This is a genomic window from Pseudomonas sp. P4_B4 (assembly GCF_056402255.1).
Window position 1 is genome coordinate 92,334 of the sequence record NZ_JBFUHS010000003.1, and the last position, 22,340, is coordinate 114,673.

Below are 22,340 nucleotides of genomic sequence, written 5' to 3' on the forward strand. Positions count from 1 at the left end.
GCCATGACACTGCTGACCATAGCCACCACCCAGATGCCCTGCACCTGGGACCTGAAACTCAACCTCGACCAGGCCGAGCAACTGGTCCGCGAGGCAGCGGCCAAGGGCGCGCAAGTGATCCTGTTGCAGGAGCTGTTCGCCACGCCGTACTTCTGCATCGAGCAACACCACAAACACCTGGCACTGGCCGAAGAGTATCGCGACAGCCACGTGCTCCAGCGCTTTGCCGCATTGGCCAAAGAGTTGGGCGTGGTACTGCCGCTGAGCTGGTACGAGAAGGCCGGCAATGCCTACTTCAATTCACTGAGCGTGGCCGACGCCGACGGGCGCCTGTTGGGGGTGTACCGCAAGACCCACATCCCCAACGCCATCGGCTATCAGGAGAAGGAGTACTTCAGCCCCGGCGATAGCGGTTTCCGGGTCTGGGACACAGCGTTCGGGCGCATCGGCCTGGGCATCTGCTGGGATCAGTGGTTCCCGGAAACCGCCCGCTGTCTGGCCTTGATGGGCGCCGAAGTGCTGCTGTTCCCCACGGCCATTGGCTCCGAACCGGGTTGCGCCACGCTCGATTCCCGGGATCACTGGCAGATGACCATGCGCGGCCACGCCGCCGCCAACCTGCTGCCGGTGGTGGCGGCCAACCGTGTCGGCCGGGAAGCGGCGACCACCGACCCGACCCTGCAAATGAACTTCTACGGCTCTTCGTTCATCTGCAACCACAAGGGCAAATTGCTCGCCGAAGCCGACCGCGACAGCACCGGCGTGCTGGTCCACAGCCTGGACCTGGCGGCCATGCGCGAAGACCGCCTGACCTGGGGCATCTACCGCGATCGCCGTCCGGACATGTACGGCGCCTTGTTGACCCAGGACGGTCGTCAGATCCACTCACGCTGGGCAACCCAAGGGGTGTGACATGAACACGATCAACAAGCTGTGCCTGGCCATGGGGCTGGCGCTGGGCTGTGCGGTGCCTGCGCTGCACGCCGAGGAGAAAACCCTGCGGCTGTACAACTGGGCCGATTATTTCGCCGAGGACACCCTGAGCAAGTTCACCGCCGAAACCGGGATCAAGGTGATCTACGACGTCATGGACGGCAGTGAAACCCTGGAGGCGAAAATGCTCGCCGGTGGCAGCGGCTACGACCTGATCTTCCCCGGCGACACCGTGGCCGAACGCCTGATGCGCGCCGGCAGCCTGCAACCGCTGGATCAGTCCAGAATCACCGCCCTGAGCGACGTCGAGCCGGGGTTGCAGAAATTGCGCTCGCACTATGAGCATTCGAGCCAGGCTACGGTCCCGTACACCTGGGGCACTATCGGCCTGACCTACAACGCCGAGCAGATCGCCCAGCGTGCGCCGGACGCGCCGGTCAATAGCCTGGACATGCTGTTCAAGCCGGAACTGGCGGCGAAGTTCGCCGACTGCGGCATCTCGATGATCGACTCGCCGGACGAAGTGCTGGCGGTGGTGCTCAACTACCTCGGCCGCGACCCGCGCAGCGCCAAACCGGCGGACCTGGCGGCGGCCAGTGACTTGCTGATGAAGCTGCGGCCGTACATTCGCAAGTTCCAGTCGCAACCGGTGACCGACCTGGTCAACGGCAACCTGTGCGTGTCCCTGGGCTACAGCGGCGACATGACCCAGGCGCAGCGCGCGTCGGACAGCGCCGGCAAGAAAACCACCTTCCACTACCGCATTCCCCGGGAAGGCACCACGGTGTGGATGGATACCATGGCCATTCCCGTCGACGCCCGGCACCCGGAGTATGCCTACGCGTTCATCAACTTCGTGATGCGCCCGCAGAACATGGCGGCCATCAGCAACTTCACCGGCTACCCGACCTCCAACGCCAAGGCTCGCCCGGATGTCGATGCCGCGATGCGCAACAATCCGGACATCTATCTTGATGAAGCCACCTACGCGCGGCTGATTCCCGGCAAGGACATTCCCCAGGCCGACATGCGGGCACGCATGCGCACCTGGACCAAGTTCAAGACCGCTACAGTCAAATGATTACCGGCCGGCCCGAGGGCCGGCCAAACCTCGATTTCAGGAAAACACATGCCGACACGTCGAACATTCATCAAGCAGGTATCGGTCGCCGCCGGGCTGGGCGCGGTGGTGTCCATGGGATTGGGCTTTGCCGGCCTGCCGGTGCGAGCGGCCGGCAAGGGCAAGTGGTACATGCCCGATGAAGGAGACAAACACCAACGGGCTTTCATCGCCTTCGGCGCACAGGCCGCGATCTGGGAGGACTTCACGCCCCACGTGCAAGACGCCCTTGGCCGGATCGCCCGCAGCATTGCCGAATTCGAGCCGGTCACCGTGTTCTGTCGCCAGAGCGAACGGCGCCTGGCCGAAGCCAAATGCGGCAGCCACAACACCACCTTCGTGATCACCGAACTGGACGACATCTGGATGCGCGACATCGGCGCCAATTTTGTCGTCGATGGCAACGGCGGCCTTGGTGCCGTGGACTTTAACTTCAACGGCTGGGGCAACAAACAGCAGCATGCGGACGATGCGCAACTGGCCGCCCAGGTCGCGGAAAATGCCAAGGCGGATTACCTGCGCAGCGAACTGGTGGGCGAGGGCGGAGGCATCGAAGTGGATGGCCACGGCACCGGGATCATGACCGAAAGCAGCTGGATCAACCGCAATCGCAATCCCGACTGGAGCAAAGCCGACGTCGAGGCAGAATTGAAAGAACGCCTGGGCCTGCGCAAAATCATCTGGCTGCCGGGCATCAAGGGCAAGGACATCACCGACGCCCACATCGACTTCTACGCGCGCTTCGTCAAGCCCGGCGTGGTCATCGCCAACCTCGACAACGACCCCGAGTCCTACGACTACAAGGTCACTCGCGCCCATCTGCAGATCCTGGAAAATGCCACGGATGCCGATGGCCGCAAGTTGCAGGTGCATACCGTGTCGCCACCACTCAACCCGCGCAACAGCCGGTTCAGCAAAGACAATCAGGACTTCGCAGCGGGCTACATCAACTACTTCGTGATCAATGGCGCGATCATCGCTGCGCAATTCGGCGACGAAGAAGCCGATGGCAAAGCCTTCGACCTGCTGTCCGAACTCTACCCGCAGCGCAAGGTGGTGCAGCTCGACATCGACGCGATCTCCGCCGGTGGTGGAGGGATTCACTGCGTGACCAGTCATCAGCCGTTGGTGTGAAGTATTCAGGCTGTACACAAAACCTGTGGGATCGCCGCACCGCCGCTCCCACAGGGTTATTTGCTGAGTCAGGCTTTTGTGGCCTTCAGGTAAGCCCCCAACCGTCGCCCCATTTCCTCACCCAACGCCTGCAAGCCACTCAACGGCCGTACCATCACTTCAAACTCGACAATCTTGCCCTGTTCGTTGAAGCGGATCATGTCGATGCCCTTCAGCTCTTTCCCGCCGACCCTGGCGCTGAATTCGAGAATCACGTTCAAGCCATCCGCCGTCGCCAACTCGCGGTGATAGGCCAAGTCCTCGAACACGTTGATGACCGTGTTGAGGATCATCGACACCACCGGCGCTCCCTGATACGGCGTGTGCGCCATCGGCGAACGGAACACCGCCTGCGGATCGAGCAGTTCTGGGAAGCCGCTCAAGTCGCGGTTTCCGATCATCGCGTGCCACTGCTTCAGGGACGCTGAGACGTTGTGGTTCAGGTTCAACTCAGACATCTTCAACTCCTGTTTTTTATTGTTGTGCTGCGAAAGCGTTGGTCGATGACCCTGGCGGCATCGTCGGCCCATTGACGGTAGAGCATCGGCCCCGGATGGAAACCATCGCTGGCCATCAAGCCAGGTTCGGGCGCCAGCGGGGTGGTGAGCATCGTACATTGATCCAGGCGTGCGGCCAGTTCCGCCAAATGTGCATTGAAACGCTGCGCCCTGAACCCCAGGAACCAGCGCAATGGTTGCGGCAGCGCGGGGAACAAATGCATCGGCGGAAGCGGCGACACCACGATCTGCCTCACCGCGAACTTGTCGCACAACAGCGCCATCAAACGCCGTTGCCGAGCAAGCCACTGATCCAGGGTGAGTGAGCTGGTGACATCGTTGACGCCAATCGACAACAGCGCCACATCGAACGGCTCGGGGGCGTGCTGATCGAGAAGCTCCAGCAGCCCTTGTGAATCCAGACCCGAGCGCGCCCAGAGTTTCCACACCACCTGATAATCATCGGCCAGGCGCTCGACCAGCCGACCGCAGAGGGCTTCACCTTGCGTCGCCGCGCCCACCCCTGCAGCGGCGCTGTCGCCGACAATCAACAACCGCAGAGCGTCGCCACTGCCGGCATAGCCCTGACGTTCACCTTCGGCCTCCGGCAACTTGGGCGTCATGCGCCGCGTGTACAGTCCCTGCGCCAGCAACAGCGGGCCGAGCAGGATTTTGGCGAGAGTTTCAGTGTGGCTCATTTGACGTTATCGCCCTGCAATGCACAGCTCCCCGGTCGCACGAATCATCGCCTGGTCATGCAAATAATCCTTGATCAGTGCGGAGCGTTCGGTGGCCAGCCATTGCGGGCAGTTCGGGTCTTTGCGGTAGGGCAGGAACGCGGCGTACTGCGTGAGCAGCTGGTTTTGCAGGGTGTCGAGCTTGGGCCGGATGTCGTTGTTGAGGTCCGGCCGTGGCGTGTCCGGTGCCTTGTGCGCCGCTTGCCATTGTGCGATTCGGCCGTATTGCACCAATTTGCTGGCTTCGATCTGGGCGGCGATCAGGTCGGCGACATCGTCGGGGTCGAGCTGGCGCTGGGCCGCCTGCTTCTTGGCGTTGGCGATGACTTGCGCTTCCCGGGCGTTGTCCTGGACCGGTTTGCCGCTGTCCCACTTGGTCAGCGCCACCAGCTCGCTGATGTACAACCGCTCATTCATCGTCGCCAGCAAGGGTTGCAAGGCATCGGGCGCCGGGGGCGTAGCGCCGGCCTGGGCGCCGCCGGCGAACAAACCGAGCAGGGCGCAGGCCAACCAGTGCGGCAGGCGTGGGGAACGGGGCATGGGCAGAACCTCCTTGGACGCAAAAATCACTCCGGCTTGTTTATCACAAGTGCGGCCAGGGAACGACAGGTTGCGAAGGATTCAGGCCAGCAGCCGTTCAATCTGCGCCAGCTCCCAGGTGCTGAGCAAACTCACCGGGTCGGTGCCGAAGCGCTGTCCGTTGTCGAACACATATTCACGGCCATCGGGGCTTTGGCCGTGCAGGCAGTGGCGCAAGTGGCCGGTATCGACGTCGAGCGTCAGGCGCCAGCCGTCGATGTCGACCCGTACATGGCCAGACTCGCAGGCGTCATCGACTCGCTGGAAAGTGCAAATGCCCTGGGCGGCATCGCGCAACGGCTGGTAAACCTCGCGGGCGGTGAGGGCGGGCATAGTGGCCTCGGGTGTGAAATCGGGGAGGCACAGGATAGATCATCAGCCTGCAAAAAAGCCCGGCTGATAAGGCCCGGACTCTGTAGGAGCGAGCTCGCTCCTACAGGTTACTCATTGCTTGCTCTATTTGCGGTTCAACGCCGCTTCCGCCGCGGCAATTTCAGCCTGGCGCTTGACGATCATGTCGCCCACCGGCGGCCCCTGGAAGCGCCGGGCTTCAAAGCCGAACCAGACGATGGCCGTCAGCACCAGGAAACCGATGGTGATGTACAGCGCCCAATCGTTCGGTGGCTGGATGCCGATGACAAAAATGATGATCATCGACAGGATCGAGAGAATGGCGAACACCGAGTACCAGAAACGCCCCATGTTCCACGGCCCCATGGTCGGCCACTTCGAGGTCCCAAAGGTAAATAGCCCCAGCACGATGGGAATGGCGAAGGAGAAGAACAGGAAGATCACCGTGCAGGACACCACGATCGTATAGACCGGCGTTGCCCCGATCGAGATCACCGACGATCCCCAGTCGAACAACACCGCGAGGGTGGCACCTGTCCAGATCGCTGCCACCGGGCTGCGATGGGTCGATGAGACCGAGGACAGCGCTTTTGAGCAGGGCAGGCCACCGTCCCGGGAGAACGCGAAGATCATCCGTGAAACCGAGGTGACGGTGGCCAGCCCGCAGAGCACCTGCGAGATGAAAATCGCCACGTAAAGCACCAGTTTCAGTGTCGGGTTGACCTGGGTGTTCATGGCCCAGAAAAACACGTTCCAGCCTTGCTTGGCCGCCTCGTCCATGTTCGGCAGCATCAGCACGAACGCGCTGAGCATCAGCCAGCCGAACAGCAACGACCAGACCACCGACATGACCATGCCGCGCGGCACCGACATGGCCGCGTTGCGGGTTTCCTCGGAGGTATGCGCCGAGGCGTCATAGCCGGTGATGGTGTAGATCGGCAACAGCAGGCCGAGCATGAAAACCCAGCCGTTGGAGACCTGCGGCCAGACGCTGCCACCCGCCTCGCCGGAGTAGTTGCCGAAGGTCCACAGCCGCGCGAATTCATAGCTGGGTGCCGACATCAGGCAGACGATGGTCAGGGCCAGCGCCGTGGCGAAGATCAGGTAGCCGGAGAAGTCAGTGAGCTTGGCGGTCAGGCCGATGCCCAAGTGGTTGCACAAGGCCTGCAGGCCGGTGAGGATCGCCAGGAAAATCACCCGGACCGTGGTCGTGTCCTCCATGCCCAGTGCCGGTCCGAAGGCACCGAAAAAGAAGTAATAGGTGCCGACGTTGATCGCGCCCAGCACCGTGACCAGCCCCAGCAGGTTGAACCACGCAGTCAGCCAGCCAGTGAAGCGGTTACCGAGAATCGAGCCCCAGTGGTACAGGCCGCCGGCGGTGGGGTAGGCCGAGGAGATCTGTGCCATGGCCATGGCGAATACCCCGGAGATCAGGCAGCCGATCGGCCAGCCGATGCCGATGGATATCCCCCCCGCGCCCGAGGTGCCCTGGGCCAGGGAGTTGATGCCACCCGAGAGGATGCAGATGATCGAAAAGGAAATGGCGAAGTTGGAGAAAACCCCCATTCGTCGTGAGAGTTGCTGGGCATAGCCCATGCTGTGCAGCACCTTGACGTCATCGTCGTGCGTTTCGGTGCCCGGCTGGCTTGCTGGGTTCATGATGTGTGCCCCTTCAGGTGTTCATACGCAACCATCCGGGTCGCCGGATGGGCTGGCTTTCAACCCCTTGTCGTACTGCTCCTGTCGCTAACGGATCACACCTGTCCATGCGCAGTGCTGGCCAGGCGACTGCTCTATAGGCGGCCGTGAAACGCCGCGTCGAAAATCTTTGCCACGCCGTCCCGGGTCAATGGCAGCGGGTTGCCGCCGGCGGAGGGGTCGACAATCGCCATGTCGGCGATCAGGTCGGCCTGCCGGTCATCCACGCCCAGTTCAACCAGGGTATGGGGCACGCCGATGTCCTTGCGCAGCTTGAGGACGAAGGCCAGGAAACTGTCGAACCCCGGCGAGGGCAGGCGCAGGTACGCCGCCAGGCGGGTGATGCGCTCCTCGATGGCCGAGCGATTGAACTGCAGGACATAGGGCATGAAGGTGGCGTTGGTCATGCCGTGATGGGTGTCGTACAGCGCACCCACCGGATGTGAAAGCGCATGCATCCCGCCCAGGCCTTTCTGGAATGCCGTGGCACCCATGGCCGCCGCCGCGAGCATTTGCGCGCGGGCCTCGAGGTCCGACGGCGTGTGTACCGCCTTCACCAGTGAGTTGGCCACCAGGCGCATGCCTTCCACCGCAATGCCATCGGCCAGGGGGTGAAAACCGGGGGCGCAGTACGCCTCCAGGCAATGGGATAAAGCGTCCATGCCAGTGCCGGCGGTGATCTTGGCCGGCATGCCGACGGTGAGGGCCGGATCGCTGATCACCACGCGCGGCATCATTTTCGGGTGGAAAATGATGCGTTTGGTGTGGGTGCGCTCGTCGATGATCACCGCCGCACGACCGACTTCGGAACCGGTTCCCGCCGTGGTCGGCACGGCAATGACCGGGGCGATGCGGCTGTCGTCGGCGCGGGTCCAATAGTCGCCGATGTCCTCGAAATCCCAGACCGGGCGGGTCTGGCCGCTCATGAAGGCAATGAGCTTGCCCATGTCCAGGCCACTGCCACCACCGAACGCGATCACGCCGTCGTGCTGGCCGGCACGCCAGGCGTCGAGCCCGCCGGCCAGGTTGGCTTCGACCGGGTTGGGCTTGAGGTCACAAAACAGCGCCACGCCAAGGCCGGCGGCGCGCAATGCGTCCAGTGCCGCCGTGGTGATCGGCGCGCGCGCCAGGCCGCTGTCGGTCACCAGCAAGGGTCGCTGGATGCCCTGGCTGCGACAGACCTCGGCCAGTTCGGCGATGCGCCCGACACCGAAACGAACGCTCGTGGGGTAGTTCCAGTTTCCTGTCAGGTTCATGGTCTACACCTCGTGACGTAGATGAAAGGATTTGACCCGGGTCAGGTGCTCATAGCCCAGTGGCGACAGGGTGACGCCGCGCCCGCTGTTCTTCACGCCGGTCCAGGCCAGTGCCGGGTCCAGGTAATCGCAGCGGTTCATGAACAGCGTGCCGGTGGCGATCTCGTTGCCCAGGCGTTCGGCCGCTGCGAGATCTTGCGTCCACAGCGAGGCACTGAGCCCGAACGGACTGTCGTTCATCAAGGCGATAGCTTCATCGTCACCGGCCACCGGCATGATGCCGACCACCGGACCGAAGCTTTCCTCACGCATCACCGACATCTGATGGCTGACATCCACCAGCACCTGCGGCGCAAGGTAGGCACTGCCCGGTACATCAGCCGCAAATGCTTTTGCATCGATCAGCGCTTTGGCCCCCAGCTTCACGGCTTCGGCGATCTGTCCGCGAACGAAATCGGCAGCACTCGGCGAAACCATGGGTCCGAGCGTGGTGGCTTCGTCCAGCGGATTGCCCAGCACATATTGACGGGTCAGGGCGACGAATCCCTCGACAAAGGCCGGATAGATTCTCTGATCGACGTAGACGCGTTCGATGGCGCAGCAGCTCTGTCCGGAGTTGAAGAAGCTGCCGTCCACCAGGTTTTCCACCGCATGTTCGAGGTTGGCGTCAGCCCGCACGTAGGCCGGATCTTTGCCGCCGAGCTCCAGGCCCACGCCGATGAAGCGCCCCGTGGCAGCGCTTTCCATGGCCTTGCCGGCTTCGACCGAACCGGTGAAATTGACCTGCTGCACGCGGCCCGAAGCAATCAGCGCGGCGGTCTGCCGATGATCGAGCAGCAGGTTATGGAACAGGCCTTGCGGCAGATGGGCCAGGCGCATGGCCTCGGCGAAACGCTCGCCCACCAGCAGTGTTTGCGACGCATGTTTGAGGATCACGCTGTTGCCGGCCATCAGCGCCGGGATGATCGTGTTCACTGCCGTCAGATAGGGGTAATTCCACGGGGCGACCACCAGCACAGTGCCCAGCGGCTCGCGTTTGATATAGCGCCGCAAACCCGCCTTGGGCTCCGGCTCTATAGCGGCCAGGGCCTGCGGTGCGATGGCGATCATGTGCCGGGCGCGTTCGGCAAAACCGCGCAGTTCACCGGCACCGTAACGTACCGGGCGGCCCATCTGCCAGGCCAGCTCCGGCACTATGTCGGCCTGCATCGACAGCATCGCGTCCACCGCGGCATTGCAAAACGCCGCGCGTTCGCTCAGTGAGCGGCGTTGCCATGACGCCTGTGCGCTGGCAGCCGCCGTCAGCGCCTGCTCGACCTGCGCCGCATCGGCCACTTCGCGTTCGACGTACACCCGGCCATCGACCGGGGAGATCAGTTGCACCTTCGCAGTCATGATGTTCTCAATAGCGCTCGAAACCGCGCTGCAATTCCCAATCGGTGATTCGCCGGTCGTACTCCTTCTGCTCCCACTCGGCGGTGTGCACGTAATGGTCGACCACCTCATCGCCGAACGCCTCGCGCAACATGCTTGAGCTCTTGAGGGCGGCGCTCGCCTCGCGCAGGGTCTTGGACACTTCCGGCAAATGCTCATCGAGGTAGGCATCACCTTCGAACGGCGGCGCCAGATCGAGCTTCTCGTCGATACCCGCCAAACCTGCCGCGATCAACGCGGCGAAGGCCAGATAGGGGTTGAGGTCGGCACCGCCGATGCGGCATTCGATGCGGATGGCCTTGCTGCCTTCGGCACACAGGCGAAAGCCGGCGGTGCGATTGTCGCGGCTCCAAACCGCCCGCGTCGGCGCAAAAGTGCCAGCCTGGAAGCGCTTGTAGGAGTTGATGTAGGGCGCAAGAAAGCAGGTGATGTCGTTGGCGTACTTGAGCTGCCCGGCGACCCAGGCCCGCATCAGTTTCGACATGCCGAACTCGGCTTTCGCGTCGAAGAACAGCGGCTTTTTGGCGTTCTTGTCCCACAGCGAATTATGGATGTGACTGCTGGAGCCGGCAGCGTCGTAGCGCCACTTGGCCATGAAGGTGATCGCCTTGCCCTGCAACTGCGCGATCTCTTTGCAGGCGTGCTTGATGATGACGTGGTGGTCCGCCATGGTCATGGCGTCGGCGTAGCGGATGTTGATCTCTTCCTGCCCCGGGCCCCATTCACCCTTGGAGTTTTCCACGGGAATGCCCGAGGCCTGCAAGTGCTTGCGGATCGCCCGCAGCACCGGCTCTTCGCGGGTGGTCTGCAGGATGTTGTAGTCCTCGATGTAATGGCCGGCGGTTTTCGGTTTGTGGTAGTTGCGCTTGTGGATCGCCTCGTAGGTCTCATCGAACAGATAGAACTCGAGTTCCGAGGCAAACATGCCGGTATAGCCGCGCTCGCGCAGGCGCTCGACCTGCTTCTTCAGAATCGCCCGCGGGCTGTGGGGCAGGTCCTGGCGATGGTGATGATCGAGCACGTCGCACAGCACCATCGCCGTGCACTCAAGCCAGGGCACGCGCCGTAGGGTGGACATGTCGGGCTTGAGCACGAAATCGCCGTAACCCTTGCTCCAACTGGCTGCTGCGTAACCCGGCACCGGCTCCATGTCGATGTCATCGGCCAGCAGGTAATTGCAGCAGTGGGTTTCTTCGTGGCCGCTGTCGATGAAAAACTCGACCTGGAAGCGCTTGCCGACCAGGCGTCCCTGCATGTCGACCATGCAGACCAGCACGGTATCGATTTCGCCGGCAACCGCGGCGTGCTTGAGTGCATCAAAGCTGAGGAGGGGCTCTGTCATCACGGCAATCCTGCGTGAAAGGTTTGGGCCAGTCTGGGATAGCTGTTGCAGACGCTCTCCAGAAAAACCCAAAACCTGCAGAACCGAGCATCGTGAGCAACGAGTTGATCAAAGCTTAGCCTACCCTTGCAAAGTGCAAGTTCTGCCAGGTTAAAAGACACCGCACGACGTGGCTCCTTGTAGGAGCGAGCAAGCTCGCTCCTACAAGGTGAGGCCATTCGGCTTCACTCTGGCAACCCCGCCAACCGCAGTCCATCGACGAAACGGGCGAAATCCTCAGACCGTTGAATGGGCAGCCAGTCCTTGAGGGTGCACAGGCGCAAAGAGGGATCCAGCTCTCGCAGGCGTTGCATCGCCAAATTCGCTTTATCCATTCGACCGTCGAGCGCATGACTGGCCGCCACCAGCGCCGCCGCGATCAGCAGACTGGGCAGGTTGCCCAGCGCCTTTTCCGCCCAGTCCGCAGCGGCATCGAAGTGCCCGGCGAAGAAATGCGCGAGCGCCATCCCGACCTGCATCCTGAACATTTCCGGATCCAGCGGACTCAAGCGAACGGCATGGTTCAAATGCTCGATCGCAGCGTCTGTTTCACCGCGCAGTGCCCGCAGGATACCGCCCAGGAACCAGGCGGGGGCGAGGTTGGGATTGAGCAGGCGCGCCCTGTCGAGCAGGGCAATGCCGGCATCGACTTCGCCGGCGAGATGAGCAAGCGCATGTCCGCCCCGGGTCAACGCGACGGCATCATCGCGGCCAAGGGTCACCGCCAGACGCGCCAGCCGTATGCCCTCGGCGATTTCTGCTGGTCGATCGGTCATCCAGCCATTGAGCTTGCGCCAGAAATGGCACCAGGCGGCCATGCCATAGGCCGAGGCAAATTCCGCATCGAGTTCGATGGCCTGGTAGAACATCGGCAGCGCCTGCTCGATGGCTTCCCGGCTGCCGCTGTGCAGTTTTGCCATGGCCCGCAGGTAGTAGTCATAGGCGTCCAGGCTTTCCGTCGGCTTGCGTTTGGCGCGCTCGATTTCTGCCCGTTCCAGTTGCGGCGCGATAGCACCGACGACGCTTTCGGTGATTTGGTCCTGCAGCTCGAAGATGTCGTCGAGCAGGCCTTCGAAGCGTTCCGCCCAGATGTGCGTTCCGCTCGTCGCGTCGATCAGTTGCCCGGTAATGCGCAGCTTGTTGCCGCACTTGCGCACGCTGCCTTCGAGCACGTAGCGAACGCCCAGCTCCTGGCCAACGCCCTGGGCGTCCACGGCCTGGCCCTTGTAGGTAAAGCTCGAATTGCGCGCGATAACGAACAGCCAGCGAATACGCGACAGGGCGGCGATGATGTCCTCCACGACGCCGTCGGCGAAGTATTCCTGCTCCGGATCGCCGCTCAGGTTCTGGAAGGGCAGGACGGTGATCGAGGGTTTTTCCGGCAGGACGAGCGCAGGGGAGGGGATTGGTATCGGGGCAGCGCTCGGGCGTTCATCGTTATCAGGCTGTCGCGCTTCCTCGGTCAAATCGCCGTTGATCCGGCCAACGAAGCGGTAGCCTTTGCGGGCGACGGTGCGTACCAGGCGCTGCTCCTCACCGGTATCGCCGATGGCCTTGCGCACGGCATTGATGTGGCTGGTGATCGTCGATTCCGAAACGATCCGGCCGCTCCACACTGAATTGAGCAATTCGTCCTTGCTGAGGACTCGATCGGGATTGTTGACGAACAGCAGCAACAGGTCGAAGACCTGCGGTCCGACGGCCACGACCTGCCCGCGCAAGGTCAGCTCTCGGCGCTCCTGATCGAGTACGTAGTCTTCAAACGCGAATGGCAAGTTGAGCATCCCCTGGCGAAGCGCCCTCAACTCCGTGTCCCAGGCGGCTGGCGGTTGGTAACTGAGGCAGATGATACGGCAGCTCGACACCCGCTGCACCGTCAGCGGCAAGGGAGCCTGGAAGAACCTCAGTAGCTTTGGACATAAATCCAAGCGCTCGCCAAGGAAAACCCAAGCCCGGCGCAAGGACTTGCCTGGTGCACGCAGGCAATCTCTCTACACCGACGCAATAGTTGCAGTCGACAAGTGGAGAAAAGCCATGAAGATCGTCGTCATCGGAGGCTCCGGCCTCATCGGATCGAAACTTGTGAACACCCTTCGCGAGCGCGGCCATGACGCGCTTGCCGCCAGCCCCAGCTCGGGCGTGAACAGCATCACCCGCGAAGGCCTGGCCGAAGCGATGGATGGCGCTGACGTCGTGGTCGACGTGGCGAACGCGCCGTCGTGGGAGGACCAGGCCGTTCTTGATTTCTTTGAAACGTCGAGCCGTAACCTGCTGGCCGCCGAAGCTGCTGCCGGGGTTCGTCATCATGTTGCCCTGTCGATTGTCGGCAGCGAACGGCTTCCCGATACCGGTTATTTCCGGGCCAAGGTCGCGCAGGAGGCTCTTATCAAGGCATCCAGCGTTCCCTACACCATTGTGCGTGCCACGCAGTTCTCCGAGTTTGCCGGCGGCATTGTCCAGTCGTTCACCGTCGGCGATGAGATTCATGCTTCGCCGGCGCTGATCCAGCCGATAGCGTCCGACGACGTGGTGGCGGCGTTGGCCGATGTCGTACTCGCTGCACCGCTCAATGGCACCGTTGAAGTCGGCGGCCCGGAAACCATGCCGATCGACGAACTGGCCAGGCGCTATCTGCGGGCGACCCAGGACAACCGCAAGGTCGTGCCGGACGTGCATGCGCGCTACTTCGGCGCCGTGCTCAACGATCAATCGCTGGTCACCGGCAAGAACGCACGCCTGGGGGCGATTCGCTTCGACGACTGGCTGGCCCGGTCGACAGCGCAGTAACGAGTCGCACCCTCACATTTCCCTACCAATCCAGGAGAAATCCCATGGTTACCCGATTGCTAATGGCCGCTGTCTTTGCAGCGCTCTCGATCAGCGCCGCATCGGCCGCCGAGCCGCCCCACGGCAAGGTGACGGTGGTGTTCGACCGTCCCATTCCCAACATCCCTGGCAAGAGCATGAGGGGCGTGGTCGTCGAGTATGGGCCGGGTGCTGCGTCGCCGGCCCACACCCATCCGAAAACGGCCTTCATCTATGCAACGGTGCTGGAGGGCTCGTTTCGCATCCAGGTCAAAGGCCAGCCGGAAAAGATCTACAAGGTCGGCGAAAACTTCGTAGAAGAGCCGGGTTCCGTGCACCTGGTCAGCGCCAACGCCAGCGACACTCAACCTGCACGCCTGTTGGCGGTGTTCGTTCTCGACACCGACGAAAAGGTGCTCGTAACACCGATCAAACAATGAGCCACGAAAAAGCCCGGCTGTTGAGGCCGGGCTTTTCGTTGAGTCCTGCGGTCAAGCACTGCATTCAGACAGCGCGGCTTTCGATCAGACGATCCGAACCGCCTTCGGCAACGCGGTTTTGCAGCAGTTTGTCGGAACCGCCTTCAGCGACGCGGTTTTGCAGGAGCTTGTCGGAACCGCCTTCGGCGAAGCGATTTTGCAGGAGCTTGTCGGAACCGCCTTCGGCGACGCGGTTTTGCAGCAGCTTGTCGGAGCCGCCTTCAGCGACGCGGTTTTGCAGGAGCTTGTCGGACCCGCCTTCGGCAACACGTTTTTCCAGCAGGCGATCCGAACCACCTTCGGCCACACGATTCTCGATCAGGCGATCGGAACCACCCTCGGCCACACGGCTTTCAATCAGACGATCCGAGCCGCCTTCAGCGACCACAGGTTGAGCAGAGTTTGCGGCGAAAGCGTTAACTGCGAAAACCGAGAAAGCGATGCTGAGGAGGGTCTGGCGTTTCATGATGGTGTGCTCCGGGGTGCTTATGGGTTGGTATGGAGCAGATGTTACGCCGGGGATTTTTTAAGAGAACTTCATTGAAATGATGGTGACTATCGATGCAGTCAATGGATCGAACACCGCCTGTATAAGCACCTCTTTTTGTGGCGAGGGAGCTTGCTCCCGCTGGACTGCGTAGCAGTCCTCCATTTGGGGCCGCTACGCGACCCAGCGGGAGCAAGCTCCCTCGCCACAAAGTTATCGCAAGGCAATCAGGCTTCGCTGATCTGACTGACACTCGTGATCTGCCCATTCCAGACCATCTCGTAATGCGCCGCCTGCACAATCGACGAAACCGGCCTCGGCGTCATCAACGCCCAGCAATGACTGCCCGGCATCCGCACCGAGTGATAACGTAACCCGGGACAACCGGCATCCCGCACCGCGCGCCCCAGAACACGGGATTGGCTGTAGTCGTCCGGCGCATACACCGGATCGCTCATCGGCAGGGCCGCAGCGTCCTTCATCCCGGCATCGCCAAATGCACAAGCCAACCCACGAAACACAAAGCGCTCATAGTTCAGGCTCGGCACCTTCGACCAATACAGAGCCTGGTGATGCCGCACTTCGGCCAGCGCCGCTTCCATCGAATTCGCCAGGTACAACACGCCAAAACTGCCGTCACTGAAGCGCGAACCCGCCGGGTTGACGTGGGTAAAGGGCGCAATGGCGTAAGAGCAACCCGCAATGCCGAACGGAATCTCGCTGCGCGCAATCAACTCAAGCTGACCCAGCTCATTCTTCAACCGCGGATTGGTCAGCGCCTGAATCTCGAACAACAGCTCAAACTCATCCGCATCCGCCACATCATCAAACAACGCAATCGGCGGAAACTTCGAATTGACCAGGCGATAAGCCTGCAACGACTGACCGGCAAACACCGCCAGCTCACTCGCCATCACCATTGCGCACCCCGCAGCATGTCGATGCGGCGGAAGGTTTCATACAGCGAAATCATGTCGCCCTGGGCCATGATCTCCAGCGGCGAACGCCCGTGGAAAAACTCGTTGTCATTGGCCATCGAGGCAAAGCCGTAAACGTTATCCGGGTTGTCGAACACCAGCCGCAACGTCGCGTGAATGTTCAGCACGAAGCTGATGCGCTGCATCTGGTCCGCATCCAGCGCCACCGCCCAATCCGGGTCACGCTGCCGGGCGCGGGTGTAGGTACTGCGGGAAATACGCAGGATGCGACAGGCCTGGTCGCTGGTGGCTTTCCACTTTTCCAGAATGCTCACGGCGGCACGCAGACCAGTGACGCATTGGTTTTTGCTGAAGGATTGGGCTTGGGCGGGGACGGCCATGGTTGTGTGCTCGTTTTGAATCTGTAGATTCAAATTTAGATATATTGAGTCTGTAGAGCAATGTTAGTGCGACGGGTGGGCCTAGCGTGCCAATTCAATAGGGCTGCGATCTTGCTGAGGCTATGTGATGCAGGTCGGGAAAGACATCCAGGTAAACCAAGCGGGCAGGCCGGGGGCACAACTGTAGATTTTTCGGCAAAGAAGTGAGTTCAGGCAAGCCGATGACGGTAGTCAGCGAAGGTATCAGCGGACGGCGAGGTCTGTTTGGCGACCAAAGCTTGACTGAATGTATTGCAGCATCGCCTCAAAAGCTGACGCGTCTGGTGCATCATGTTTGCCGACGGCGGTTCTTCACATTTCTTTTCATATAGAAAATCGTTTAGAAAGCCCTAAATTGTTGGGTGCTAGGCAATTTTTAGAGGTTCTTAACAGGGCTACCTTCGTATTTTTTTGCACGATTTTCTGGAATGTCTTCAGGGGTAAAAGTGCCAGTCGCCAGCGAATACAAATCTGGCGCCTATCAGGCGCCCGCATTCAATTACTCAGCAGCTTGCGCCTGCAAAACGCCGCCCGCCGCTTGCCCAGCCACCGGGTCACCCACCGTTCTGCCATTGGGAATAAACGCCGCACTGCCATTCTCATGCACATGAAACAGCCGTGCGCCGTTGTTGGGTTTGGTGGTGATCAACTGATGGTCGGCCGTCAGATAATCCAGCGGCAATTGCTGGATGTCCTTGTACTGCTCCACGATGATCGTGCGCTGTGGATTCCAGGCCTCGCCACTTTGCTTTTCCAGCCACACCATCAGTGCAGCGCTGTCGCCGGTTTGTGGAATGTCCGAATCCGGGAGCACGTAGTAGAACGGTGCGCCATGGTTTTGCAGGTACATGGGCAGCTTGTTGTCGACATCCACCAGCACCATGCGCCATTCGCTCCACGGCGCTATCTTGATGGCTTCGGCGCGCACATCCTGGGTGAACTGCATGACGCCGCCTGCGCCGCCGTTGGTCCAGGGGTAGACAACACCCAGTACCAAAAACAGGAACCCGGCCGCTCCGGCTATGCCTCTGGTCCAACCAGCCCCGCTGACTTTACCGGCCGCCTGACGCGCAGCCATGCGCCGGCTGACCCACCAGGCCGCCAGCAATTGCGCAAACGGCACCAGCGGCAACACGTAATAACTGCGCCGGCTGCCACTGATGGTGAAGAACAGGAACAGCAACCCCAGACCCCAGATCAGCCAGCGAATGTTCGGTTCGGTGTGCTTCCAGCTACGCACGGCCACCCACAGGCCGAGCATCCAGCAGGGTGCCCAGGGCAGGGTGTAGGCCGGCAGATACAGCAGATAGGTATAGATCGGGCCGATGTTGTCGAACGGCTTGAAAAACCGAACCACGTTCTCCTGAAACACCAGGCCCAGCCCACTCGGTCCATAAGTCGGTGTGCCATAGCGGTGCGACAACATGAACGGCAGCATGTAGACCACGCCGCCCACCAGCATCGCCAGCAACAGGCGTGGATTGAGATGGTTTTTCCAGCGTCCCTCGCCCAGCAGATGCGGCAACAGCATCAGCCCCGGCAGGATGAACCCGATCAGGCCCTTGAACAGCGAGGTCAGCGCCAGCATCAGGAAAAATACGCTGTAGCGACTCAGCCGCGTATCGTCCGGGCCGCGCCAATACCACCAGACCGCGGCCAATACACCGCAAACCGTCAGCACGTCCGCCGTGGCAACCCGCGCCCAGAACACGAAAAAGAACGTCGTCGCCAGAAACCAGCCGGCAATCAGGCCGGTGCCTTTGCTATAGAGCCGCTCCCCGATCAGGTAGACCAGCCAGACACTCAGCCACGCAGCCAAAACCGAAGGCAGGCGCAATGACCAGTGCCCGAGGCCACCCATCAAATGGGCAGTGGCCGTAATCAACCAATAGGAAGGCAGCGGCTTGTCGTAATAGGGCATGCCCTTGAGGTAAGGGTCGAAATAATCGCCGGTTTGCAGCATCTGCAACGCGATGTTCGCCCAGCGCGTTTCCGCCCCCCAAAGCTCCCTTGTACCCAACCCGAACAGCAATAGCAGCGCGGATACGCCGAGCAGAAGGATCAGTGCACCCCGATCACTTTTCAGAAACCTGACTAACGAATTGTTCATCACTATTTCGCACGTTGCGCTCGCCGTGGCGACGCTGGAGTAGCAAGGCTATCCGGCGAAATGTGATGGGATTGTCAGTAGATTGCGAATAAAGCGTTGCGTCTGATTGAGGCGTGGCTGCTCGATCAAGTGATGTAAGGCCGTGATGTACACAATGAAAAATTGTTCATGTGAATCACGGCTGCATCATTGATGAAATGTGCGCCCCCCAGGGCATCCAGGCGCGTGGCAATCGGCGACAAGCAGCCGTCGATACATTCAGAAAGTGGCCACTTCTCTTAACCCAGACACCCCGCACAATTGCACCCTGTATTGGGGGATATTCCCCGTCATCGGGGCTTTCATCGGGGCTTCTCATACGCCCGCTTGAAGCCAGCAGACAAGGGGAACGCGGCGTAGGGCCATCAGTTACCTCCTGTCACTTTCGGCGGGAAATATGCATCGTTCCCATCCCGGGTCGAAATCAGACGTTTCGCCAGCCCGGCCAGGAGCAGTGGCTCGTTGCCCAGGTATTGCCACGCGCTCCGAGGAACCCGTCAGAGGTGTTTGCGATGAAACTGGATGCCGGAAGGCTGAAACCTAGTCCATTGTTCAAAACCAGGCTGGCGCTGAGTATCTCTGCTGCCGTGATCATGTTGGGGCTGGGCTTGTCCCAGACCCAGGCAGTGCCCCTCGACAACACCGATCCACCGCCTCCTACCGACCCATCGGCGTTCACCAACCCGCCCGCCGACCCCGATGCCGCATCGCGGGACTTGCTCAAGCTGCCTCGCGCAAACGTCGGCGCCTTCGACTTACCCAATGGTGTGACCGGTAACCGCCAGACCCCCTTGGTCGACAATGTGCTGCCACCCGATCAGCAAACCAGCTTCAATATCCCCACTAACGGTAATCCCAGCCCGGTGTTCGGGGCTCAACCGTTCACCCAGAAGCTTGAACTTTTCGAGGAGTTCGGCTCGAACAAACTGGATGCGACCGACCCGCCATCACCTGTTCCGTTTCCGGTTCCGACGGTGGGCCCCGCACCGGCGCAAGATCCATTGAACGTGGCGCGTAGCGGCCCGTCGCCGGATGCGCTGGATGCCTTTCTCAGGCAGCCGGCATTGACGCCCTTCCCGACAGAGTTCTCCAATGTGCTGGACCGCAACCCCTGGAAGGCCCAGATCGAGCTTTTCCTCAATCGCCGAGTCGATTCGCCCGCAGAAGGCCGGCCACCAGGAAAAGGCTGGTCGCACCAGCGTTTCAATGAGTTTTTCCCGCGCGACGCCTTCAAGACGGTGCAAGCAGGCGCGCACGTCAACAGCGGCTTGCGTGATCGTATGCAACGGCATAACTACGCCGTGGGAGAATTTGCGCCCGGCGGGCTCTATCACAACACCAGCGGCGACCCGGCCAACGAGGGCACCACCAAGGGCATTCAAGTGCAGTTTCACCCCAACTTCCCTGTCCAGGACCATAATGCGGTGTGGACATTCGACGGCACCTTTCCGCCCAAACTGCTTCTAGTACGCTATGGCCAAGCGATGCTGATGCGTCATTACGATGCCTTGCCCATTGACCCATCGGCCAACCGGGGCTTTGGCCTGCACACCCTCACCACCCATGAACATAACGGCCACTCGCCCGCCGAAAGCGACGGCTTTACCAACGCGTTCTTCTTCCCGGGCCAGTACTACGACTATCGCTGGCCGATCCAGTTGGCCGGTTACGACACCATCAATACCAGCGCTGAGGATCCGCGTGCGGCATTCCCCTGCGACCCCGGTGAAATCCTGTTCGTCAACGACGCCAGCCCCGGCTTCAAGACCTGCAACAACGGCACCATCAAGATTCGTGGCGACTGGCGCGAAACCATGAGCACCCACTGGTTCCACGACCACATGCTCGATTTCACCGCGCAGAATGTCTACAAGGGCAATGCGACGATGATGAACTACTACAGCGCCGTGGACCGTGGCAACGAGGCGGTCGACGACGGGGTCAACCTGCGCGTGGCCAGCGGTTCGGCGCTGGGGTGGGGTAACCGCGACTATGACGTCAACTTGACGATCGCCGACAAGGCCTGGGACCAGACCGGCCAGTTGTGGTTCAACCCCTTCAACACCGACGGTTTTCTCGGTGACCAGGTGCTGACCAACTGGGAGTACAAACCCTTCCTGGACGTACGTGCCCGCCGCTACCGTTTCCGCATTCTCGACGGATCGGTTTCTCGCTACTTCAAGCTGGCGGTGGTGCGTCAGGTCAATGGTAATGGTGGCGAGTTTCCTGGCCCGAACAACTCCGGGGTTTCCTATAACCGGGTGCCGTTCCACATGATTGCCAACGACGGCAATATCATGGAGCACGCGGTGCCGTTCGATGGCAGCCTGGACCTCGATGGCGACGGCGACACACAGGACAACAATGCCATTCTGCCGATGCTGGGCGTTGCCGAACGCTATGACATCGTCGTCGACTTCGCGAAAAACGGCATCAACCCGGGCGACAGGATTTTCTTCGTCAACATTGAGGAGCATGAAGACGGCAAGCGTCCAAAACGTGATATTCCATTGGCGGATGTACTCTCCGAGAAGTACCTGCCCGTTGTCAGGCAAACCAGCAACGGGCCACAGTGGGTCGGGGGTGACCCGGGCGTGGGCCTGTTCCTGCAACTCAACGTCCAGCCTTACACCGGCCAGGATGTCAGCATGAATCCGGTCGACTTCGAGCCCGCCAAGCCTGGCAAGCCCGAGGGCAGGTTCATGATCCCCTTGCCCTTGCATCGTGATGACCCTGCCGATATCGCCCGGCTTGCCCAGGCGCGGCACCGCACCTTTATCTTTGGACGCTCCAACGGCACAGATTTCACGCCCTGGACGATCAAGACCGATGGCGGCAGAGGCTTCCCCATGGACCCGCGGCGGATTTCAGCCGCGCCACAACTGGCCACTGGCCCGACACCGGCAGGGTTCAAGGGTGAAGGCACGCTGGAAATCTGGAAGATCCAGAACGGCGGCAATGGCTGGACTCACCCGGTGCATGTGCACTTCGAGGAAGGGGTCATTCTCACTCGAGGTGGCAAACCGCCGCCAGAATGGGAAAAAGGCGCGCGCAAGGATATCTACCGTGTAGGCCGCGATTCCGACAGCCTCGACGATGTCGAAATGGCCATACACATCCGTGAGTTTGCCGGTACCTACATGGAGCACTGCCACAACACACAGCATGAGGACACGTCGATGCTGCTGCGCTGGGACTCTGAGCACCCGGGCCAGTTCCAATTGATGCCCACACCCTTGCCTAGCTGGGACGGCGTGAAATTCGTGGCCTCGGTTGCATTACCGACATTCCGTACGGGAGATGGCGTCGGGCCACAGGCCGGGGTCAACAATGACCAGGAAGGTAGCAGTGGCAGTGGTAGTGGTAGTGGTAGTGGTAGTGGCAGTAGCAGTGGTAGTGGCAGTAGCAGTGGTAGTGGCAGTAGCAGTAGCAGTAGCGGCAGTGGCAGCAGTGGCAGCAGTGGCAGCGGAGGCAAAGGCAAAGGCTAGCGTCGTCTATCAAGCCACTTTTCTCGTCGGACAAAAAAACGGGCGCCTCTTATGCGCCCGTTTTCATTTACTCCGCGGCCTGCGCCCGCAGTCGCCGTCCAATCACATCCATCAAATCACAACCATCGCGCAACGGAATGACCAGCAGCTTGGAAAAGTCCTCCAGCACCACGGTGTCGCAACCGAGTTCGGATCGGTAGGCAATGTTTTTCAGCACCTGCGTAACTGCCCGAACACGACATTCGCCATTGTTTACAGAACATCGTAAAAATAAATCAGTCCCCTTTGTTGCAGTAGCCCGTATATGGCAGATTGAATTCGGCACTTTTTGCTGTAAGGGTTTTTACTGGAGGCCGCAGGAATTACTTGGGCTTAAAGCCATCTCCCATGCACGACATATGCAGTTAATATTTCAG

The 22,340-nt window shown here is 61.0% G+C and carries 20 protein-coding genes; 6 read left to right on the forward strand and 14 right to left on the reverse strand.

Translation table 11 applies throughout. From position 1 onward, the window contains the following. Positions 1-3: 3 nt before the first annotated feature. From aguB to AC1DVE_RS04830, 3 genes are read left to right on the forward strand one after another with little or no spacing between them, the layout of a single operon-like run. A complete protein-coding gene (gene aguB, locus AC1DVE_RS04820; RefSeq protein WP_223454054.1) occupies positions 4-912 on the forward strand; it encodes an N-carbamoylputrescine amidase in 909 nt (302 codons plus the stop codon). A gap of 1 nt (position 913) precedes the next feature. Then, positions 914-2,014, forward strand: coding sequence for an extracellular solute-binding protein (locus AC1DVE_RS04825; RefSeq protein ID WP_223454056.1), 1,101 nt, complete (start codon positions 914-916; stop codon positions 2,012-2,014). Between the two features lie 48 nt (positions 2,015-2,062). Beyond that, complete coding sequence (locus AC1DVE_RS04830; RefSeq protein ID WP_223454058.1) at positions 2,063-3,187, forward strand: agmatine deiminase family protein; 1,125 nt, start codon at positions 2,063-2,065, stop codon at positions 3,185-3,187. Positions 3,188-3,255: 68 nt separating this feature from the next. Here AC1DVE_RS04830 and AC1DVE_RS04835 read toward each other — a convergent pair whose 3' ends face one another. From AC1DVE_RS04835 to AC1DVE_RS04875, 9 genes are all read right to left on the reverse strand, one after another. Then, positions 3,256-3,684, reverse strand: a complete 429-nt coding sequence (locus AC1DVE_RS04835) for a nuclear transport factor 2 family protein (RefSeq protein ID WP_477783796.1) — start codon at positions 3,682-3,684, stop codon at positions 3,256-3,258. Positions 3,685-3,686: 2 nt separating this feature from the next. Continuing rightward, positions 3,687-4,421: an SGNH/GDSL hydrolase family protein gene (locus AC1DVE_RS04840; protein ID WP_223454061.1), complete on the reverse strand. Its 735-nt coding sequence runs from the start codon at positions 4,419-4,421 to the stop codon at positions 3,687-3,689. Positions 4,422-4,427: 6 nt separating this feature from the next. Then, positions 4,428-5,000, reverse strand: a complete 573-nt coding sequence (locus AC1DVE_RS04845) for a chorismate mutase (RefSeq protein WP_223533684.1) — start codon at positions 4,998-5,000, stop codon at positions 4,428-4,430. A gap of 81 nt (positions 5,001-5,081) precedes the next feature. Next, the gene (locus tag AC1DVE_RS04850; protein ID WP_223454065.1) at positions 5,082-5,372 is read right to left on the reverse strand and encodes a DUF7693 family protein; all 291 of its coding nucleotides are present in this window, start codon (positions 5,370-5,372) and stop codon (positions 5,082-5,084) included. Positions 5,373-5,495: 123 nt separating this feature from the next. Further along, on the reverse strand, positions 5,496-7,049 hold the full coding sequence (locus tag AC1DVE_RS04855) for an amino acid permease (protein WP_477783797.1): 1,554 nt from the start codon (positions 7,047-7,049) through the stop codon (positions 5,496-5,498). Between the two features lie 134 nt (positions 7,050-7,183). Beyond that, positions 7,184-8,344 carry an iron-containing alcohol dehydrogenase gene (locus AC1DVE_RS04860; RefSeq protein ID WP_223454068.1) on the reverse strand — a complete coding sequence of 387 codons (1,161 nt, stop codon included), beginning with the start codon at positions 8,342-8,344 and terminating at the stop codon, positions 7,184-7,186. Between the two features lie 3 nt (positions 8,345-8,347). Continuing rightward, the gene (locus tag AC1DVE_RS04865) at positions 8,348-9,739 is read right to left on the reverse strand and encodes an aldehyde dehydrogenase family protein (RefSeq protein WP_477783798.1); all 1,392 of its coding nucleotides are present in this window, start codon (positions 9,737-9,739) and stop codon (positions 8,348-8,350) included. A 7-nt stretch (positions 9,740-9,746) separates the two neighbouring features. After that, on the reverse strand, positions 9,747-11,120 hold the full coding sequence (locus tag AC1DVE_RS04870; RefSeq protein ID WP_223454072.1) for a glutamine synthetase family protein: 1,374 nt from the start codon (positions 11,118-11,120) through the stop codon (positions 9,747-9,749). Between the two features lie 224 nt (positions 11,121-11,344). Beyond that, the gene (locus AC1DVE_RS04875; protein WP_223533682.1) at positions 11,345-12,934 is read right to left on the reverse strand and encodes a winged helix-turn-helix domain-containing tetratricopeptide repeat protein; all 1,590 of its coding nucleotides are present in this window, start codon (positions 12,932-12,934) and stop codon (positions 11,345-11,347) included. 259 nt (positions 12,935-13,193) lie between these two features. On the opposite strand from AC1DVE_RS04875, the gene AC1DVE_RS04880 reads away from it, so the two are divergent. Both AC1DVE_RS04880 and AC1DVE_RS04885 read left to right on the forward strand, forming a co-directional pair. Then, positions 13,194-13,946: an SDR family oxidoreductase gene (locus AC1DVE_RS04880; protein WP_223454076.1), complete on the forward strand. Its 753-nt coding sequence runs from the start codon at positions 13,194-13,196 to the stop codon at positions 13,944-13,946. A gap of 44 nt (positions 13,947-13,990) precedes the next feature. Then, the gene (locus tag AC1DVE_RS04885) at positions 13,991-14,404 is read left to right on the forward strand and encodes a cupin domain-containing protein (protein WP_223454078.1); all 414 of its coding nucleotides are present in this window, start codon (positions 13,991-13,993) and stop codon (positions 14,402-14,404) included. A gap of 64 nt (positions 14,405-14,468) precedes the next feature. Here AC1DVE_RS04885 and AC1DVE_RS04890 read toward each other — a convergent pair whose 3' ends face one another. The 4 genes from AC1DVE_RS04890 to AC1DVE_RS04905 all read right to left on the reverse strand — a co-directional run bounded on the left by AC1DVE_RS04890 (position 14,469) and on the right by AC1DVE_RS04905 (position 18,397). Further along, the gene (locus AC1DVE_RS04890) at positions 14,469-14,909 is read right to left on the reverse strand and encodes a phage infection protein (RefSeq protein ID WP_223537668.1); all 441 of its coding nucleotides are present in this window, start codon (positions 14,907-14,909) and stop codon (positions 14,469-14,471) included. 248 nt (positions 14,910-15,157) lie between these two features. Continuing rightward, complete coding sequence (locus tag AC1DVE_RS04895) at positions 15,158-15,850, reverse strand: RES family NAD+ phosphorylase (RefSeq protein WP_223454082.1); 693 nt, start codon at positions 15,848-15,850, stop codon at positions 15,158-15,160. Next, a complete protein-coding gene (locus AC1DVE_RS04900; protein WP_223454084.1) occupies positions 15,844-16,248 on the reverse strand; it encodes an antitoxin Xre-like helix-turn-helix domain-containing protein in 405 nt (134 codons plus the stop codon). Before AC1DVE_RS04900 ends, AC1DVE_RS04895 begins: the two co-directional genes overlap by 7 nt. 538 nt (positions 16,249-16,786) lie before the next feature. After that, positions 16,787-18,397 carry an ArnT family glycosyltransferase gene (locus tag AC1DVE_RS04905; protein ID WP_477783799.1) on the reverse strand — a complete coding sequence of 537 codons (1,611 nt, stop codon included), beginning with the start codon at positions 18,395-18,397 and terminating at the stop codon, positions 16,787-16,789. 632 nt (positions 18,398-19,029) lie between these two features. Here AC1DVE_RS04905 and AC1DVE_RS04910 point away from each other — a divergent pair. Continuing rightward, a complete protein-coding gene (locus AC1DVE_RS04910) occupies positions 19,030-21,924 on the forward strand; it encodes a multicopper oxidase domain-containing protein (RefSeq protein WP_477783843.1) in 2,895 nt (964 codons plus the stop codon). Between the two features lie 67 nt (positions 21,925-21,991). Here AC1DVE_RS04910 and AC1DVE_RS04915 read toward each other — a convergent pair whose 3' ends face one another. Next, positions 21,992-22,141: a hypothetical protein gene (locus AC1DVE_RS04915; protein WP_223454098.1), complete on the reverse strand. Its 150-nt coding sequence runs from the start codon at positions 22,139-22,141 to the stop codon at positions 21,992-21,994. Between the last annotated feature and the right edge of the window lie 199 nt (positions 22,142-22,340).